The sequence below is a fragment of the Sivoneniella epilithica UHCC 1019 genome (assembly GCF_040830845.1).
Lineage (GTDB): Bacteria > Cyanobacteriota > Cyanobacteriia > Leptolyngbyales > Leptolyngbyaceae > ULC077BIN1.
This window is the reverse complement of record NZ_JBFPDP010000013.1, coordinates 86,688-104,268: the sequence shown is the minus strand read 5'-3', so window position 1 is coordinate 104,268 and position 17,581 is coordinate 86,688. Positions and strand designations below refer to the sequence as shown.

The window sequence follows — 17,581 nt, the reverse complement described above, 5'->3', positions numbered from 1 at the left end:
GATAAATGCAAATTGGCACAGTAGAAGGCTGAAGGTGGATCACCCTTATAAAGCCTGATATGGCAGTACGAGGAAAGGTCAAGACCACAAACGTCCCTTATTCCCTGTTTCTCAAGGATCTTGGTGTCCTAACTTACTCATTCGTTGCTATAAAGCCTGCAATGATGCCATCTATTAACATAGAAGCAATTACCCGCAGAAAACCAGACCTAGCATAGATTGTAAGGTAAGCTTGAGACACATGTGCCAGTTTCCCGCCTATGAACCCACAATTTGTAGCCACAATTTTATAGATAGATATAACCCAAGATGTTGTAACTTTCTTCGAGCATTGAGGTGACCTGGAGACTTAAATGATGGTACAGTTCCAAATCCAGCAAGATAGTGATATTCCCGCATCGAATCAGCTTTATAACCAGATTTTGTTTGCGATCGCTTCCCGGCAGTTTCCACCGGGGCATCGACTACCTAGCACTCGTCAATTGGCAATGCAAACTGGCTTGCACCGCAACACGATCAGCAAAGTGTATCGCCAGTTAGAAGAAGCAGGAGTTGTCGATGCTCAGGCTGGCTCTGGGATCTATGTCCGTGATCCTGCTCAGGATGGTGGGACAAAAGTTAAATCCCCTCTGCTAGACCAAAATCCTGAAGCCTACAAAGTTGTGCAAAGTAGCCTGGATGATTTGCTTAAGTTGGGCTGTTCTCTTAACCAAGCCAGAGAATTGCTGCTGGGCGAAATTGACTGGCGGCTTCGCTGTAGTGCCCAAGTACTGGTGACCGCCCCTGCTCATGACATTGAGGCAGGTGAAGTGATTGTGCGGGATCTAGAACGGGCGCTAAATATTCCGATTCAGCTAGTGCCGTTGGAAGAATTAGAGCAAACCTTAGATCAAACTCGCTCCGGCACGGTGGTCACCAGTCGCTACTTTATTGCTCAAGCCGAAGAAATTGCGGCTCCTAAATCGGTGCGCGTGATCCCGGTTGATATTTATGACTTTGAATCTGAAATTAAAGTGATCCGGAGTTTACCAAAGGGGAGTTGCCTGGGCGTTGTGAGCCTCAGTGCCGAAACAGTGAGTGTTGCAAATGTGATTATTCACAGTTTACGCGGCGATGATTTGCTGGTGATGACTGGGCAAGTTAGCGATGCCTATAAGCTAGCCGCGATCGCCCGTAGCGCCCAAACCATCATTAGTGATCAGGCAAGTTGCTCTATGGTAAAAGCCGCGATCGCCTCCGTTCGCGAAGAACTGATTCGTCGCCCCCAACTGATCTGCTGTGAAAATTTCATCGTCTCCAAATCCATTAATTTGCTGAAGCGTGAACTTGGACTAGATTGACACACTCCCACGACCAGAGCGGTAAGCTTTTTGTCTTTTTGTCTTTCCGCCTCTCTCGATCGCCATAGAAATGCTGTAAAAAATTAAAGGATGGTATAGATTGACTACACCATCCTTAAATAATTGCAAGGAAAACACGAGCGAGTCGTTCACTTTCTAATCATGTAGAACTCTAGCAAAGACGTTCTACATGATTAGACCTTAAAGAGCAAGCTGTTTAGACTCAGCCTCTAATTGACTGACCAGATTCTGATTTCCTTGTATCTTGGCAATTTCAAGCCGATGCTGTACATTACGGCGTAGGTTTTCGTGATGAACTGCGGTTGCTTCTACAAAAGCAGGAGTGATGGTTTTAGGAGCCAGCGATGCTTTTGCAGGTCTAGCAAATTCTACTATTCCATTGCCATTCTTGTTATACTGCACACCTCGATAGGTCAATCGCTGAGGAGTGCCAGAAATCGGTACGGAAGCCAATGCCTGAGCCACTTGAGCCGTGGTGTAACTAGCTCCACGATAGACTAGAGGATAATTCGACTCGGCTAAAGTGTGGCAGCGTTGATAAGAGTTTTGATACTGTCTTAAAGCATCAACTTCACTTACTTCTAAGGAAGCTGGGTTGTATTCGTAACTAGCACCGCGATAAGTAAGTTTCATGGTTCGCCTCGCAAGGAATGATTCTCTAGGGTTAGTGAGGCGCGTTCCTTCGGGAAAAGTCCCTACTTCCGTCTCATCTGAACCGAATGCGTGTGATTTGTATCACCAGAGGAGATGAACGTTTTGCTTTCTTTCTGTATCATATCTAACTTTTTTAAGAGAAATACTATTCTCAAGCAAGATTTATCAAATATTCATGACAATTCTGTGAGTTATTGAACGATGCACTTTTTTCAGCCGTGAAAGTAATTATTTTTGATTTTGATGGAACGATCGCAGACTCTCTTGAAGCGGTTTGGAAAATTAGCAACCAGCTAGCGGCTGAGTTTGGCTATCCTGTGACCCAAGCCGATGATATTAACCAACTTAAAAACCTCAGTTCTAAGGAGATTATCAAGCTATCCAAGCTGTCTCCTCTCAAAATCCCCTTTTTGGTGCGCCGTTTACGACAAGAGTTGAGCTACGAAATCCCCCATTTGCAGACGTTTCCGGGGATGTCGCTCGCTCTGCGATCGCTACAATATCAGGGCAACCGTCTGGGAATTGTCACATCCAACTCCCGTGAAAATGTAGTGGCATTTCTCGCTGCCCAAACTCTACTAGATGTCTTTGACTTTGTGGAATCTGGCTTAGCACTGTTTGGGAAGGATAAAGTGATCCAGCGCGTCGTGAAACGCCAACGGCTGAACTTAGCAGACGTGATTTATGTCGGTGACGAAACCCGCGATATTGAAGCAGCCCAAAAAATCGGTATCCCAATCATCTCGGTTACCTGGGGATTTAACTCTAGTCAAGCGTTAGCAAAAGAAAACCCTGATTTTTTGATTAGCCAGCCAGAAGAGTTGCTACAAATAGCTACAGGCAATGACAATTAGTATCTCTAGCCGCTTTAACCAACCGCTTGAGATTGCCCTGTCAGCGAAATGCACTGCTAGGATACCTTCGCGTAAACAAATAATGCTCGATAGATAGGTTCATCGCTAGTGGAAAGCGTCGATCGCTCCCGCTCCGTTGAGATCGACATCGGATTATCGGGTAGCCAATCATCATGTTGGCGAATAAAGGCGGGATATTCATCAAAGCGATCGCGCATTTCGATCGCCACTTCCTCCACATCAGATTGCACAAACACGATGCCACCTGGAACCAGAAACTCTGCCAAATCCACAACCAGTTCGGGCTGCACGACCCGTCGCTTTTGGTGTCGCCGTTTGAACCACGGATCAGGGAACTGGATGGTCACCTGCTGCAAAATGCCGGTTGGCAGGGAAGTGAGCAACGGACGAATAGAATTGTTGGCATTGCAAAATAAGTAATGCAAGTTGCTTAAGCCCAGTTCATCTCGCCAGCGGTTTGCTTGATCCACTAACGGTTCGCGGATTTCTAGCCCTAAAAAGTTGCGATCGCCCTGAAGGGTTGCCATGTCCTGGACAAAATGCCCTTTGCCACAGCCAATATCGACATGGAGCGGTTGGTGAGGCTTGGCATAAATTGTCGACCAATCCGGCGGAGTTGCTGGCACCTGATACTTTTTGCTGAGCGGGTTGACATGTTCGCGCACACGGACAATGGACAAGGCTGTCCCCTCCTTAACAATGCTGGACTGTTATCAGTATCAAATGAAAATCGACTAACTTGCCCTCATCCCAACCCTTCTCCCCAAGGAGAAGGGCTTTCAGATATTTCCGGTTCCCTCTCCCGTCGGGAGAGGGCTAGGGTAAGGGCAATTATCTTAGTACATTTTAGACCGATGGGAGATCGCCCACGGTTGCCAGTTGCAGCCCTTGATTTAACTTGCCGCTGCGGAAGCCTTCCAAATCGAGGGTGACATAGACAAAACCAAACGATTGCAGCTTTTCCACCAGCAGCGGCAAATCCATCGTCAGCACAAACTCCTTGATCTGCTCAGCCGGAAGCTCAATCCGGGCAGTGTCGCCTTCCGATCGCACCCGCAGCGTTTTCAGCCCCAGTTTTCGCAAATAAGCTTCGGCTCTGCCCACACGATGCAGTTTTGCCAACGTGATCGCTTCGCCATAGGGAAAGCGCGAACTGAGGCAGGGCTGCGCGGGTTTATCCCAGCACGATAAATCAAGATGCTTGGCAATTTGGCGCACCTCCAGCTTGGTGATACCAATTTCTGCTAGGGGCGATCGCGCTCCGCGTTCTTTTGCCGCCTGAATCCCCGGTCGATAGTCGCGCAAATCATCCGCATTCACGCCATCCACCACATAGGGATAGCCCCGTTTCAGCGCCAACGGTTTTAGTGTGTCATGCAGTTCGCTTTTGCAAAAATAGCAGCGGTTGATCGGATTGGAAGCGTAGTCGGGATTCTCCAACTCGTGGGTATGCACTAACTCATGAGCAATGCCAATTTCGGCGGATTGAATGCAAGCTTCTTCCAAATCCTCTGGCAATAGCGACGGAGACACAGCGGTGACAGCCAAGGCGCGATCGCCCAATACATCAAACGCCACCTTTGCCACCAACGTGCTATCGATGCCGCCAGAATAGGCAATCAGCGATCGCTCCATTTCGCCAAACAGCGATCGTAGTTGTTCCAGCTTATCCAAATCCTGCTTCATTCTTCCATCTTCCCCGCTCAAACTATCCCAAGCAAGCCATCCTTTCACCTTTACCTTAGCGTTTCCGTTCTTGACCTGTTAAGTAGTTAGACAAAATCAATTACACAGCAAAGTGGCTGAGAAGCTAGATTTACCCGAAGCTGGCGTGAAAATAATTCTGTCGGTACTTAAATAGGACTTATTACAGGACTACCAACTCGCATTTTAGTCTTTTGCTAGAATCATATTCCTCCTAAAGAAAATGTTCCAGCGTCCCCATCTGATGGTAAAGTTATGCCCATGGCAACACCACGGGGACGACGGACACAAGCAGCGGAACTCGTCGTGCGACTTCTGCGCGAAGGGCTTGTTGAATCAACGCATCGAGTGCAAGCGGTTGTAAGCGACGATCGCGGACGTATTTTGTCGGTTGCTGGCAGTGCTGAAACAGCAACTTTTATTCGTTCAGCATTAAAACCATTTCAGGCGTTGGCAGTAACCACAACGGGGACGTTAGAGCGCTATAGCTTGAGCGATCGTGATCTGGCAATTATTTGTAGCTCCCATCGGGGCACCGTAGAACAGGTTAGACAAGCCTTTAATATTTTGTGGCGTGCAGATATTGATCCCTCTGCACTGCAATGTCCTATTCCACCCGGCAAGAAAAGTCCATTGGAATATAACTGCTCTGGCAAACACGCTGGAATGCTTGCCGTTTGTCAACAGCGAAACTGGACGCTAAACAGCTATCTACAAATCAATCATCCTGTACAGCAGCTTATTTTACAAAAGCTTGCCGAACTGTTAGGCATGCCCGGAGAAGAATTTATTGCGGCTCGTGATGATTGCGGCGCACCGACCTACTTCTTGCAAATGGGGCAGATGTCCACCCTATATGCTCGTCTTGCCTCTGGCAACAGTTTGGATATGGAACGGATCATCCGGGCAATGGTACATCATCCTGTGCTAATTGCTGGAGAAGGAGAATTTGATACGGAATTAATGCGCCTGACGGAAGGAGAACTGGTGAGTAAGGCTGGAGCCGAGGGTATTCAGTGTATCGGGCGCGTGGGTGAAGGGATGGGATTGGCAATTAAGGTGATGGATGGCGCAAAGCGGGCAAAACACGCGGTTGCAGTTCATTTGTTGAGGCAAATGGGTTGGATTAGCCCTTCCGTCTCCGAAAGTTTGTCTGAACTGTTTATGAATTCAGGCACCGCTAGCCGATTGGAAGTATCGGGCGATTTATCGATGATTTGAGTGTTGATGATTTGAGTGAGAGGTGCGGGGCTGGGAGCGATCGCTTAAGGCACACTGAAGGTATCTTCACCTACATCATTATCGTGAACTCTAATCTACCTACTGCTGCCCCTGCCAATCAGCCTTATGCTGACGATCTGTATTCTGACAATCTGTGTGGATTTCCTCATTTTATGCTGAAGGAAATTCAGCAGCAGCCTGAATCTGTGCAAATCTGCCTCGCACACTATTTTCACGCGATTTCTGAGCCACTCCTGTCTGTTCCTGTTAACCTTAACGAAGTCCATATTCTTGCTTGCGGTACGAGTTATCATGCTGGCTTGATTACCCAACACTGGATCGAGCAGCTAGTGAATATTCCTGTGCGGGTTCGGTCTGGCTCAGAGTTTCAGGAAGCCCCTCTGCCGATGACTGCCAATACGCTGACGATTGGCATTACCCAATCGGGCGAGACGGCTGATACTCTCAACGCGATCGCCCTAGATAAACAGCGGCGCTTGGCTCAATCTGAGGTATTTCAACCTCATTTGCTAGGGATAACCAATCAACCGAATAGTGCGCTGAGTCAGCGAGTCGATTGGACAATGCCCACCCTGGCAGGCACAGAAATTGGCGTAGCTGCCACTAAAACGTTTCTCAATCAGTTAATCGTTTGTTTTTATTTCACGCTAGAACTAGCACTCAGTCGCCAAGCCATTTCGCCCGAAACAGTTCAGGCTTACTGGGCTGAATTGTCTACCTTACCCGCAAAAATCCGGGCAGTGTTGCAGTTGGAAACCCAAATCAAGCCGATCGCCCAAGCAATGATCAACCAGCAGCACTGTATGGTGTTGGGGCGGGGAATCAATCAGGCGATCGCCCTCGAAGGGGCATTAAAGCTGAAAGAAACAACCTATCTTCATGCGGAAGGCTACAGCGCTGGCGAGTTTATGCATGGACCAATCGCTTTACTGGATGAGCGGGTGCCTGTGATTGCGATCGCGCCCACCGATTCGACCCACGCTGCCATGATTGCCAATCTGCGTCAGGTCAAGTCCCACGGCTCTCCTATCATTGGCATCCTGACGGAAGATGTGCCCCCGGAAACTGCTAGTTTGTTTGATCACGTGCTGATATTGCCTGCGATCGCTGATCCTCTTTCTCCGATTCTCTCCGTGATTCCGCTACAACTACTGGCTTACCACCTTGCTGTTCAACGAGGTCTGAACGTGGATAAACCGAGAAACATTACCAAAACGTTGAGTGAGTAAAAATCTGAATTCTTTTACTCACCTTGCGGGATCAAGGACAGAATTTGAACCACGATCGCAAGGCTTTCTTCAAACAACACTTCTCGTCCCCAGCGCTGAAGCTGTTGACTCAACAAAAATTCGGCTTTTTGGTCATTAATCGCCTTCACCATTTCAGTGTAGCCGCCCGATGCCTGAGCCGCCCCACCTGCTTCCAGACGCATACAGCCCGTTGTTTCAGAACACAAAATCGTACCGCAGTTTGCACTGGGATCAGTAGACCCTAACCGTAAGCCGATTAAATCCCCCACAATTTCACCCACATCGGCAGTGGGGATCGCCGCTAGTTCTGCTTCTATTTCTAATTGGTCAGAGTTGACAAACTTGATATGGCGAATTTCATAGTCACCGCCAATTTCAATCAGGGCAGTCGGTTTCCAGCCTAATCGACTCGCCATCCAACCCAAAAATAGGAGCGCTTGAGCCGCATTTCCTTTTTCGTAGTCAATCACGATGCGATCGACTTGAGACAGAGAGGTTCGGCGTTCTGGGGGATCAAAGGTTTCCGCAGTTAACTCTTGCCACGGTAGCAGCCGATGCCAGTTGAGGTCTGCCACTGAAATGCCAGAATCAACCAGATCCTGCATTTTGACAAGCTCAGCTTCTGGATTGCTGAAATAGGAAGAGTCTAAAATAATGCACTGAGCCGCTTCAATGAGCCGTTTGAATAGCTCATGTTCGGGATTTGGAGTTGCTTTCCACCATAAAAACTTGGGCAAGTCTGAAATGAGCAAAGCCGCAACCACATCGCCAATCCGATTTAGGGCAGCTTTCGTGCCTGTTAGGGTAATGTACTCGCTACAGATGAGATTTTCGCTGGTGGCTTTTTGAATCGGGCAATAAGCCGAAACAACGGATGAAACCCCCTGATCTTCTCCCAAAATGGGACTGAGGGTAATAATCCGACGAGGATTGCGAACCGCGATCGCATCGCTCAAATTCGCCCCCCGCAAATTAATATTTGCCACCTTTAAGCGATCGGGAGGTAAACTTGCCACCTCTTCTCGCAACCGAACCAACGTATCTGGGTCAACCCGTCCTGTAATGGGTAACTCGTAGATTTTTTGCGCTTTTTCAACAGCCTCTTTAGTCTCAAAACCATGAATCCCGTCAATGGAACCTCGGTAAAAGCCCAGCACTGCCAGCAATTGCTGAAACTCTTCTGGCTCATAAACAATCATGCTAAATGTAGAAGCACGAGTAGCCGTGATCGCAATATCGCTACTTTGGCTATTCCACATCGCGTTTAATTCTGCCTCAATCTCGTGCAGCGAAATATCTTTTGGCTGTTGGATCGCAACAAGGGGAGTAGTGGTCATAAGTCAGAGTTTGGTGATTTGTTTAGTAATCAGTGAGAAAGAGTAGTAATCCGATTCGTAACCCGACATTCGTAACTCGACATGTGTCTTTATAACAATCTGCGCCATTTGCGCCCATCTCGTTGCAACAGTAGCTCAGCCTCTACGGGACCCCAAGTTCCAGCTTCATATAGGGGAATTACCTCTGGTGGAGCAGGCGCATCCCACACTTGCAGAAGCGGGGTCAAAATCCGCCAAGAAGCCTCTACTTCATCACCGCGAGTAAATAAAGTTTGATCGCCTAACATACAGTCGATCAGCAAGCGAGCATAAGCATCTGTATTGGGTTGACCAAAAGCAGACTCATAGCGAAAATCCATTTCTACCGGGCGAGTTCGGAGGGAATTTCCAGGTGTTTTCACATCAAACCGCATTGAGATCCCTTCATCCGGTTGAATCCTCAAAGCCAGCACATTTGGATTTACTTGTTGGGCTGCCGATTGAAACATGAGAAACGGCACCTCTTTGAACTGAATGGAGATCTCCGAAACCTTTTTAGGCATCCGCTTTGCCGTTCGCAGGTAAAAAGGAACTCCCTTCCATCGCCAGTTGTCAATAGAAAGTTTCAGTGCTGCATAGGTTGGGGTAGTGGAATCGATCGCTGCCCCTTCTTCTTCGCGATAACCCGGAACCGGTTTGCCCTTCATCCATCCGGCAGTGTACTGTCCACGAGTTGCCGTTAGCCGAATATCCTCAACATTTGACAGATGAGTTGCTTGCAACACCTTGACCTTTTCACCCCGAATGCTGTCTGCATCTAGGGAGTTAGGCGGTTCCATTGCAGTCAGGCAAAATAGCTGCATTAAGTGATTTTGCACCATGTCGCGTAGGGCACCAGCGGTTTCATAGTAACCTGCCCGTCCCTCTAGCCCGACTGTTTCGGCAACGGTAATTTGAATGTTATCCACAAACTGTCGGTTCCAGAGTGGCTCAAAAATAGCATTAGCAAACCGAAACACCATTAAGTTCTGAACGGTTTCTTTCCCCAAATAATGATCAATTCGGTAAACCTGGGTTTCATCACAGGCTTTTTGCACAATTCGATTGAGCGCTTGAGCCGAACTTAAGTCACGTCCAAATGGCTTTTCAATCACCATTCGCTGCTTTTTAGGATTTTCAATCATCCCGGCAGCACCCAACTGAAGAATTGCCTCGGAGAAGAAGCGCGGTGCTACAGAGAGGTAAAAGACTCGATTGCCGCGAGTGCCTCGTTGTTCGTCTAGGGTACTCAGAAAGGTTTTGAGATTTTGATAGCTTTCTGGATTGTCTAAATCGCCTGAAAAGTAGTACAAACCTTTCGCGAATTCGTTCCAAGTGGCTTCGGAGCCTAATCCACTGCCAAATTGCTCAACGCCCTCCCGCATATGATCGCGGAAGTAGTCATGCGTCCATTCACGGCGCGCAAAACCCACAATCGTGATTTCGGGGGGCAGCCGTCGCTCCCGTTTCATTTGATAGAGGGCGGGGATCAGTTTACGCTGGGTGAGGTCACCAGAGGCTCCAAAGATAATCAAGATCTGTGGTTCTGGTACGCGGTCTTGTTGCAAGCCAGCACGGAGTGGATTTTCGAGCAATGTAACCATGGGCAGCTAGGTGATGATAGAGGGCTGTTGGAAGGATCAAGTTAGGCGTATGGAAAATGCAGAGCGTGTTTGAGGTGAAGAATTTATCAGACTCTGATCTTCTTATACCGCTGGCGGGCAATTTTGGCGCTAGCGATCGCTACTTTTACTAAAATTCATTTCTTTTTATTTCACCTCCCATCTTAAAGAGGCATTCTGAAATCATCCGGGAACTTTAGATGAACTACAGATTAGTTTTAGGAGACTAATCACACCCTCACACCCTTACACCCGGCACCTGTTATCCTAACTGTGAGATTCTTGAGGTAACAGGCATGGCTTGGCAACGCCCCGACGGTCGGCAAGCAGATCAACTTCGTCCAGTCAGTTTCGAGCGCCAGTTTACCCGGTTTGCGGCTGGGTCTGTGTTGGCAAGGTGCGGAGATACTCAGGTGCTTTGCACGGCGACAATCCAAGCCAAGGTTCCTAAATTTTTGACGGGCACGGGGCAAGGTTGGCTTACGGCTGAGTATCGGATGTTGCCTACTGCCACTAGCGATCGCCAAGAGCGCGAATTTATGCGTTTATCAGGGCGCACTCAGGAAATTCAGCGGTTAGTGGGGCGAAGCCTGCGATCAACGTTGGATATGGATGCATTAGGAGAGCGCACTATCATCATTGATACGGATGTGCTGCAAGCGGATGCTGGAACGCGCACAATGGCGATTACGGGTGGTTTTGTGGCGCTTAAAGACGCGATCGATACCCTGATGCAAACGGGAGAACTAGAGCGATCGCCCCTGATCCATCAAGTCGCTGCCATTTCTGTCGGCTTACTCGACAACGAACCCTTGCTTGACTTGAAATATGAAGAAGACGTGGCGGCTGACACCGACTTCAATGTCGTCATGAACGAAAAGCTTCACCTGATTGAAGTGCAAGGCACAGCAGAAGCAGGTTCCTACAGCCGAATACAGCTTAACCAAATTTTGGATCTCGCAGAACTGGGCATCAAACAACTGTTAGCGTTTCAGCAACAAGCCTTTGATTGAGTACGGGGCGCGAGGTATGGAGTGCGAAGAAAACTCTGAACTCCCAACTCCCAACTCCCAACATAAACAGCTTTTGTATCTAAACATTGCTGTTTATGTTGTTATTTATGGATGGATTAACTTCGGTTAAAGCGAGTGATCTGTTAAGTCGTTGGTGCTATTCTTTGAATAGACACAGAGAGGACTTGCAAACACTCTTTAAACCAATGGCTTTTGAGCCTGTGTCTCCTCTTTAAAAGCCGCTACGCCCCTAGTTGAGAAAGTAGACAAGCTGTTCGTAAGTTTTTCTCATATTGCTCTACTTTTCGTGATTGAAGGATCACGTTTTTTAGCCGATCTAAATCGGATGGTTCTCACTGGAATTTCACAACTGATTACGTTTCATTTATCAGTTTTTCCAAAAAGGAGGGAAGAAGTAAGGTGTTTTCTCACTGGTTTGGCGTAGAGTTTCTGTAAACCTTAGCTGCAAAAAAACAATTTTGACATACCCTGATAGCCTGACAGCCTTTCTGTCGGGCTTGACCTGTTTAAACATGCATCATGCTGGCTCAATTGAAGAGCTTGGGCAGTAACAACGTGATCAATGTACCGATTTTCGATATCACTAGCGGAACAATAGACTGCTGGATGAATTGTCCGCGCAACTTTAAAACCCGCATGGTAGGAACAATCATGAATTTACAGCACAGTTTGAAGTACTTAGGATTGACACTAGGTGCTTTATTGACCACTGTATCTCCTGGGTTTGCTCAAAGCTGCCAATTTAACCGCATGAATGCGGGCAATGTTGGTTCTTTACTAGGTTTTAAGGGCACTTCGATTAGTGTGCGAGATGGGGTAAGCCATAATGCTTATGTTCGCCATATTGGCTATCCAGGCGATTGGGTTATCATCTTGGCAAAAACCTGTGATAACGAAGGACTCACTTGGTATCGGGTGCAATTTCAGAGATCGGGAGTGAAGGGCTGGATTCGTGGCGATTTTATCTTTGACATACGGGATCTAAAGATTTGAACGCTTGACTCAACCCATCAGCACGGCTTACTTTTGGTGCCTGCTGAGGATTTCTTAGATTAAATTCAAGTTCCCTGACATAGCAGAGAACGGTAAAAAATATTCAGATGCGGTGATGGGAATTGTAAACTCAGCGATCGCGGGTGGAGTTAGGCAGCGTAATCGACTTTTATATCAGCGATCGCAACTCTTCTGCGATCGCTTCAACAATCGTCGCGACAGGCTATTGAGCATAAATACTTAAATATATAAATATTGAAAATTTACCTAGAAAATTTATGGACTAATTTGTATAATTGACTGATAGTAAAGAAACGTAAACTCTTTTCATACTTTTAGTTACACTGAATTTTTCTGATTCAGGCTAATTAGAGCGTGACTAGAGACACTCTTAAGCATTTTTATCCAATCTGGAGTTTTACCGTATGACCGTAGCAATGGGGCGCGCGCCTGCAAAACAAGGGCTGTTTGACGCTCTTGACGATTGGCTGAAACGCGATCGCTTTGTCTTCATCGGTTGGTCCGGCTTACTGCTGTTCCCCTGCGCCTACATGGCACTGGGCGGATGGCTGACCGGCACCACCTTCGTCACCTCCTGGTATACCCACGGACTGGCATCTTCTTATCTTGAAGGCTGCAACTTTCTAACCGCAGCCGTTTCCACTCCTGCCGATAGCCTCGGACACTCCCTCTTGTTTTTGTGGGGTCCTGAAGCCCAAGGCGACCTGACCCGCTGGTTCCAACTCGGCGGTCTGTGGGCATTCGTTGCCCTCCATGGCGCATTTGCTCTCATCGGCTTCTGCCTGCGTCAAATCGAAATTGCTCGCTTAGTGGGCATCCGTCCTTACAACGCGATCGCCTTCACGGGACCGATTGCCGTCTTCGTCTCAGTCTTCTTAATCTACCCCTTGGGACAATCAAGCTGGTTCTTTGCACCGAGCTTAGGAGTAGCGGGTATCTTCCGCTTCATCCTGTTTGTCCAAGGGTTCCATAACTTCACCCTTAACCCGTTCCACATGATGGGCGTTGCTGGGATTTTGGGTGGAGCATTGCTCTGTGCCATCCATGGAGCAACGGTCGAGAACACGTTGTTTGAAGATGGCGAAGGCTCAAACACCTTTGTCGCGTTCTCGCCCACCCAAGCCGAAGAAACCTACTCCATGGTGACAGCGAACCGCTTTTGGTCGCAGATCTTTGGTATTGCCTTTTCCAACAAGCGCTGGCTGCACTTCTTCATGTTGTTTGTGCCAGTGACGGGATTGTGGATGGCATCGATTGGCATCATTGGGTTAGCGCTCAACTTACGAGCGTATGACTTCGTTTCTCAGGAAATCCGAGCCGCAGAAGACCCTGAGTTTGAAACGTTCTACACTAAGAACATTCTGCTCAATGAAGGTATCCGCGCTTGGATGGCTCCTCAAGACCAGATTCACGAAAACTTTATCTTCCCTGAAGAAGTCTTACCTCGCGGTAATGCTCTCTAAAGATTAGGTTATTTTCTCTTAAAGCCTTCGTCATTATGGCGAGGGCTTTTTTATTTTTTCAACCATGCTGAAAGGATTCCTTGAGCCAGGTGAAGTGGAATGTAGCACCGCTGCCTTCTTGGGAAGTAATCCAAATACTGCCACCCTCCGCTTCAACGATTCTTTTGACGATCGCCAAGCCGATTCCAGTACTTTCCTTAGTATCGCGAGCTTCTAGGGTTTGAAAAATCACGAACACCTTGGTGTGATAATTTGCATCAATGCCAGGTCCATCGTCTGCTACAGAAAATTCGTAAAATGCGCCTTGTTCTTGAACGGAAATGGTGATCTGTCCATCGGGGCGATCGTGATGTTTAATCGCGTTGCCGAGTAGGTTGGTAAAGACTTGACGCAACAGCATCACTTTAGTCGTGAAGGTTGGCAGGTTGGGCGCGATCTCAATCGTAAAAGTGGCAGGCGGCGCAAGAGAATCGATCACTTCTTCGAGCAGCGTTTTCACAGAAACTTGTTCTAGTGGGGCTTTGGTGCGTCCCACGCGGGAATATTCTAGCAGCCCATTGATTAAGGCTTCCATCCGGTGAACCCGTCCCCGCAGCAGCAGCATTTGGCGCTGGTTTTCAGCAGGGAGTTGTCCTTGCAGATCTTCTTCAATCCATTCTGAAAGATTGGCGATCGCCCTCAGGGGTGCCTTCAAGTCGTGGGAGGCAACATAGGCAAACTGTTCTAATTCACGATTGCGATCTTCTAGGGTGATGTTTGTTTGCGCTAAAACCCTAGTGATTCGGGTTAATTCATTGGCACGAGACTGAAGTTTTTCCTGGGATGCTTGCACCTCAGTCATGTCGCGGATGATGGCAAGCAGTCGGCGATCGTCTAATTGCACATCACTCACCGAAATTCCGATCGGAAAGGTTGTTCCGTCTTTGCGAATTCCTGAAGTTTGCCAAGCGCGTCCCGTTTGCACAGGCGGACTATCCATAACGCTTTGTTTCGCATTGGTATGCTGGTTGCGGGTGAGAGACTGAGCCTCAACTAACAACTGCTCAACTTCACGCCCAATCACTTCGTTGGGCTGATAGCCAAATATCTCACATGCCGTGGGGTTGAAGGTTTCAATTCGGCTATCTTCGTTGAGAATAATCACTCCGTCTACCACATTGGAAACAATGGCAGTTAACAAAGAGCGGCTTTCACTCAAGCGGGCTTCGCGATCGCGTAATTCTCGATCCAGTTGGTGAAACAAATAAAGGGCAGCAAAAAAACCTAACCCGCTAATCGTCGCAGTCAACCAAATTGCCGCAGAAGTCGCCCCCTGAATTTTTTCTCGCCTTGCCCGCAAATCATCTTTATGAATTTGCTCACTCTGCTGCAAGGCATCCATGGAAGCACGCAGGGCATCCATATTTTCTTTGCCTTGATACAACAACCGTCTGTTCGGAAATTTTGCTGCGCTAGATGGTTGCTGAGCATCGATAGTAGTGATCACCTGTTGCGAGATGTCTAAGTTGCGCTGAATCAGTTGTTGAATCGTGTTGACTTCTTCCAATCGCCCTGGCTTTTTTTGCTGTAGTTGTTGCAGCCGCCTGAGCGAGGGTTGATAGTTACTCAGAGATTGGCGATAAGGCTCTAGGAAAGCGCGATCGCGGGTAAACGAATAGCCGCGCACACCCGTTTCTGCATTAATTTGTTCAATCAGCAGCTTATTACTTTCACTCATCACCTCATCTGTGGATTCAATCTCTCGGCGAACCCCAAGCAACGCCTCCTGCGACCACGCCCAAGCAACTACCGTAATGACCAGGCAAATTGCCGGAATGGCAACGACGATCGCGCCACGATGACGAATCGGTAACTGAGCCCAATCTGCCCACAACTTTTTGAGTGGAGTGCGTTTCATCGGTGGGATACTCACGGTTCTAAGATCGCATCTTTAGGCTGTTTGAGCCAAGTGAATCGAAAGGTGGTGCCTTGCCCCAGTTGGGATTCTACCCAAATCTGCCCGCCTTCGGTTTCAACAATTTTTTTGACAATGGATAAGCCTACACCTGTGTTTTCTTTAGAATCACGAGCCGCGAGGGTTTGAAAAATGACGAAGATGCGATCGTGATAGTCGGCAGCAATACCAGGTCCATCATCCGTCACAGCAAATTCATAGAAAGTTGCTTGATCACTTGCGGTGATTTTAATACGTCCATCGGAGCGATCGTGATGTTTAATCGCGTTGCTGATCAAGTTGGCAAACACTTGACGCAACAGCAGTTGTCGCGCTGGCAGGGTGGGTAAATCGGGAGCAAGCGCGATCGTAAAACTAGCGGGTGGATCGAGGGAATCAATTACCTCTTCTAGCAAGGAACTAACGGAAACGGATGCGATCGCGGTTTCGGTACGCCCCACACGGGAATAGTCTAGTAATCCAGTAATCAATGCTTCCATCCGCACCACCCGGCTTCGCAGTAGTCCCATTTGCTGCTGGTTTTCTGCGGGGAGTTGCCCCTGCAAATCATCTTCAATCCACTCAGCCAGATTAGAAATTGCCCTCAGCGGTGCTTTTAAATCGTGAGAGGCAATGTGGGCAAACTGATCGAGTTCACGGTTACGTTCTTCTAGCAGGGTGGCAGTTTGAGCCAGCGTCCTATTCAACTGCGCCATTTGGGAGGTTCGTCGTGCCACCCGATCTTCTAGTTCAACGTTTAATTGATGAATTTCGGCTTCGGCTTGCTTGCGCTGGGTGATGTCGCGTCCTTCGGGGATCAGCAAGACGATTTGCCCGGTTTCATCTCGCAGGGGTTTAATCGAAAAATCGCAGATTGCAATTTTGCCATCCGCCCCAGAAAGTTCTACTTCATATCGGATAAATTCTCCCGTTGCAGCACGGGCGATCGCCTCGCGTAACTGCATCTGACTATCCTGGGAAGCTTGCCACCAGGGAGTGTCCCAAAACATCTGCCCAATCACCCGATCTGCCATCACATCGCCAAATTCTAAAGCCGTCTGGTTTGCCTGACTCAGCCTGCCATCCGGTTCTAGTAGCCAAACAAACTGAAACGTTTGGTCAAAAATGGCGCGAAACCGACGTTCTTTTTCTTGCAGTTCTTGCTCTGCCTGTCGGCGATCGGTAATATCTTGTTGCACTGCCACGACCACTGCTCCATATTCAGGATGCTCAAAAATAGAGGTCGTGGCTTCACACCAAAACAACGTTCCATCTTTTCTGATGTTCTGGACGGTATAAGTGGCAGCCCCGTTCTGTTCGACTTGCTGCAATATGTTTTGAGCCACTGCGTCTGCGGCGGGTAAATCTGGTGCATAGTTGAGGATTGCGACGGGTTGCCCATTGAGTTCGTCTGGTTCATAGCCAAACAGTTGCTCAAACTTAGGATTGGCATACACAATCCGGCGATCGCCCAATCGCACCAAGCAAATTCCTTCTGCCATATTGCGAGTAATCACCGTTTGCAGTTCCCGCTCCTGCTCTAGCTCAGTTTCAACTCGCCTCGCTTGGCTGGCAGGAGTGCAAATGCCTACCCATTCCACCACCGCGTTTGTCTCATCTAAAATGGGGCGACCTTGAACCACAAACCGCCGATGAGTGCCATCCATTTCACGGAAGCGCAGTTCTACTTCAAACGCTTGTTTAGTGCTAATGGAGTTTTGCCATTGCCGAAAGGCGATCGCCCGATCGTCTGGATGAATGCGGTCAAATAATCGCCACTCCAACGAATCGGCGATCGCAACCCCCAAAGTTTCCGTCCAAGCAAAATTGAGATAATTGATCGCACCTTCTGCATTCGCAACCCACATCATTTGTGGCAGTGCATTCATTAACTGCTGATAGCGGCTGGGGGGATATCGTTCAGGCTGAGGCGAACTAGATGCCGCGATGCCTAACGATTCCATAGCATTGGAAACTTCATTCATGAGGCAAAATTCAAGAGGCAAACTTAACCAAACGCAAACTTCTGTTGCAGAATACCTAATTTACGCGCTGTGCAATTAAATTGCCCGCA

At 48.2% G+C, this 17,581-nt stretch carries 15 protein-coding genes and 1 riboswitch; of the genes, 8 read left to right on the top strand and 7 right to left on the bottom strand.

Annotated features, from left to right (window positions below; translation table 11 throughout):
* The first annotated feature begins 353 nt into the window (after positions 1-353).
* A complete protein-coding gene (locus tag AB3R30_RS10595) occupies positions 354-1,340 on the top strand; it encodes a GntR family transcriptional regulator (protein WP_458649146.1) in 987 nt (328 codons plus the stop codon).
* A gap of 201 nt (positions 1,341-1,541) precedes the next feature.
* On the opposite strand, the gene pirA is transcribed toward AB3R30_RS10595, so the two are convergent.
* Positions 1,542-1,994 carry an arginine synthesis PII-interacting regulator PirA gene (gene pirA, locus AB3R30_RS10590; RefSeq protein ID WP_458649145.1) on the bottom strand — a complete coding sequence of 151 codons (453 nt, stop codon included), beginning with the start codon at positions 1,992-1,994 and terminating at the stop codon, positions 1,542-1,544.
* Positions 1,995-2,032: 38 nt separating this feature from the next.
* Positions 2,033-2,117: riboswitch (Glutamine riboswitch) on the bottom strand.
* A gap of 116 nt (positions 2,118-2,233) precedes the next feature.
* On the opposite strand from pirA, the gene AB3R30_RS10585 reads away from it, so the two are divergent.
* Positions 2,234-2,869 (top strand): HAD-IA family hydrolase, encoded by a 636-nt coding sequence (locus tag AB3R30_RS10585; RefSeq protein WP_458649144.1) that lies wholly within the window; start codon positions 2,234-2,236, stop codon positions 2,867-2,869.
* 56 nt (positions 2,870-2,925) lie between these two features.
* Here the strand turns inward: AB3R30_RS10585 and trmB are convergent, their stop codons facing one another.
* Positions 2,926-3,570 carry a tRNA (guanosine(46)-N7)-methyltransferase TrmB gene (gene trmB, locus AB3R30_RS10580; protein WP_458649143.1) on the bottom strand — a complete coding sequence of 215 codons (645 nt, stop codon included), beginning with the start codon at positions 3,568-3,570 and terminating at the stop codon, positions 2,926-2,928.
* A gap of 166 nt (positions 3,571-3,736) precedes the next feature.
* Positions 3,737-4,624 (bottom strand): ATP-dependent sacrificial sulfur transferase LarE, encoded by an 888-nt coding sequence (gene larE / locus AB3R30_RS10575; RefSeq protein ID WP_458649142.1) that lies wholly within the window; start codon positions 4,622-4,624, stop codon positions 3,737-3,739.
* A gap of 225 nt (positions 4,625-4,849) precedes the next feature.
* Between larE and AB3R30_RS10570 the strand changes: the two genes are divergently transcribed.
* Together AB3R30_RS10570 and AB3R30_RS10565 are read left to right on the top strand one after the other, a co-directional pair.
* Complete coding sequence (locus tag AB3R30_RS10570; RefSeq protein WP_458649141.1) at positions 4,850-5,815, top strand: asparaginase; 966 nt, start codon at positions 4,850-4,852, stop codon at positions 5,813-5,815.
* Between the two features lie 83 nt (positions 5,816-5,898).
* Positions 5,899-7,065, top strand: a complete 1,167-nt coding sequence (locus tag AB3R30_RS10565) for an SIS domain-containing protein (protein WP_458649140.1) — start codon at positions 5,899-5,901, stop codon at positions 7,063-7,065.
* A 14-nt stretch (positions 7,066-7,079) separates the two neighbouring features.
* Here AB3R30_RS10565 and opcA read toward each other — a convergent pair whose 3' ends face one another.
* Positions 7,080-8,423 carry a glucose-6-phosphate dehydrogenase assembly protein OpcA gene (gene opcA / locus AB3R30_RS10560; protein WP_458649139.1) on the bottom strand — a complete coding sequence of 448 codons (1,344 nt, stop codon included), beginning with the start codon at positions 8,421-8,423 and terminating at the stop codon, positions 7,080-7,082.
* A gap of 89 nt (positions 8,424-8,512) precedes the next feature.
* Positions 8,513-10,045 (bottom strand): glucose-6-phosphate dehydrogenase, encoded by a 1,533-nt coding sequence (zwf, locus tag AB3R30_RS10555; protein WP_458649138.1) that lies wholly within the window; start codon positions 10,043-10,045, stop codon positions 8,513-8,515.
* 314 nt (positions 10,046-10,359) lie between these two features.
* On the opposite strand from zwf, the gene rph reads away from it, so the two are divergent.
* From rph to psbD, 4 genes are all read left to right on the top strand, one after another.
* Complete coding sequence (rph, locus tag AB3R30_RS10550; protein WP_458649137.1) at positions 10,360-11,076, top strand: ribonuclease PH; 717 nt, start codon at positions 10,360-10,362, stop codon at positions 11,074-11,076.
* Positions 11,077-11,616: 540 nt separating this feature from the next.
* Positions 11,617-12,090, top strand: a complete 474-nt coding sequence (locus AB3R30_RS10545; protein ID WP_458649136.1) for a hypothetical protein — start codon at positions 11,617-11,619, stop codon at positions 12,088-12,090.
* Positions 12,091-12,205: 115 nt separating this feature from the next.
* Positions 12,206-12,334: a hypothetical protein gene (locus AB3R30_RS10540; RefSeq protein WP_458649135.1), complete on the top strand. Its 129-nt coding sequence runs from the start codon at positions 12,206-12,208 to the stop codon at positions 12,332-12,334.
* Between the two features lie 181 nt (positions 12,335-12,515).
* On the top strand, positions 12,516-13,574 hold the full coding sequence (gene psbD / locus AB3R30_RS10535; RefSeq protein WP_458648395.1) for a photosystem II D2 protein (photosystem q(a) protein): 1,059 nt from the start codon (positions 12,516-12,518) through the stop codon (positions 13,572-13,574).
* A gap of 58 nt (positions 13,575-13,632) precedes the next feature.
* Here the strand turns inward: psbD and AB3R30_RS10530 are convergent, their stop codons facing one another.
* Both AB3R30_RS10530 and AB3R30_RS10525 read right to left on the bottom strand, forming a co-directional pair.
* Entirely contained in the window at positions 13,633-15,471 is a 1,839-nt protein-coding gene (locus AB3R30_RS10530; protein ID WP_458649134.1) for a sensor histidine kinase, read from the bottom strand.
* Positions 15,472-15,482: 11 nt separating this feature from the next.
* Positions 15,483-17,492 (bottom strand): PAS domain-containing sensor histidine kinase, encoded by a 2,010-nt coding sequence (locus tag AB3R30_RS10525; RefSeq protein WP_458649133.1) that lies wholly within the window; start codon positions 17,490-17,492, stop codon positions 15,483-15,485.
* Positions 17,493-17,581 lie beyond the last annotated feature (89 nt).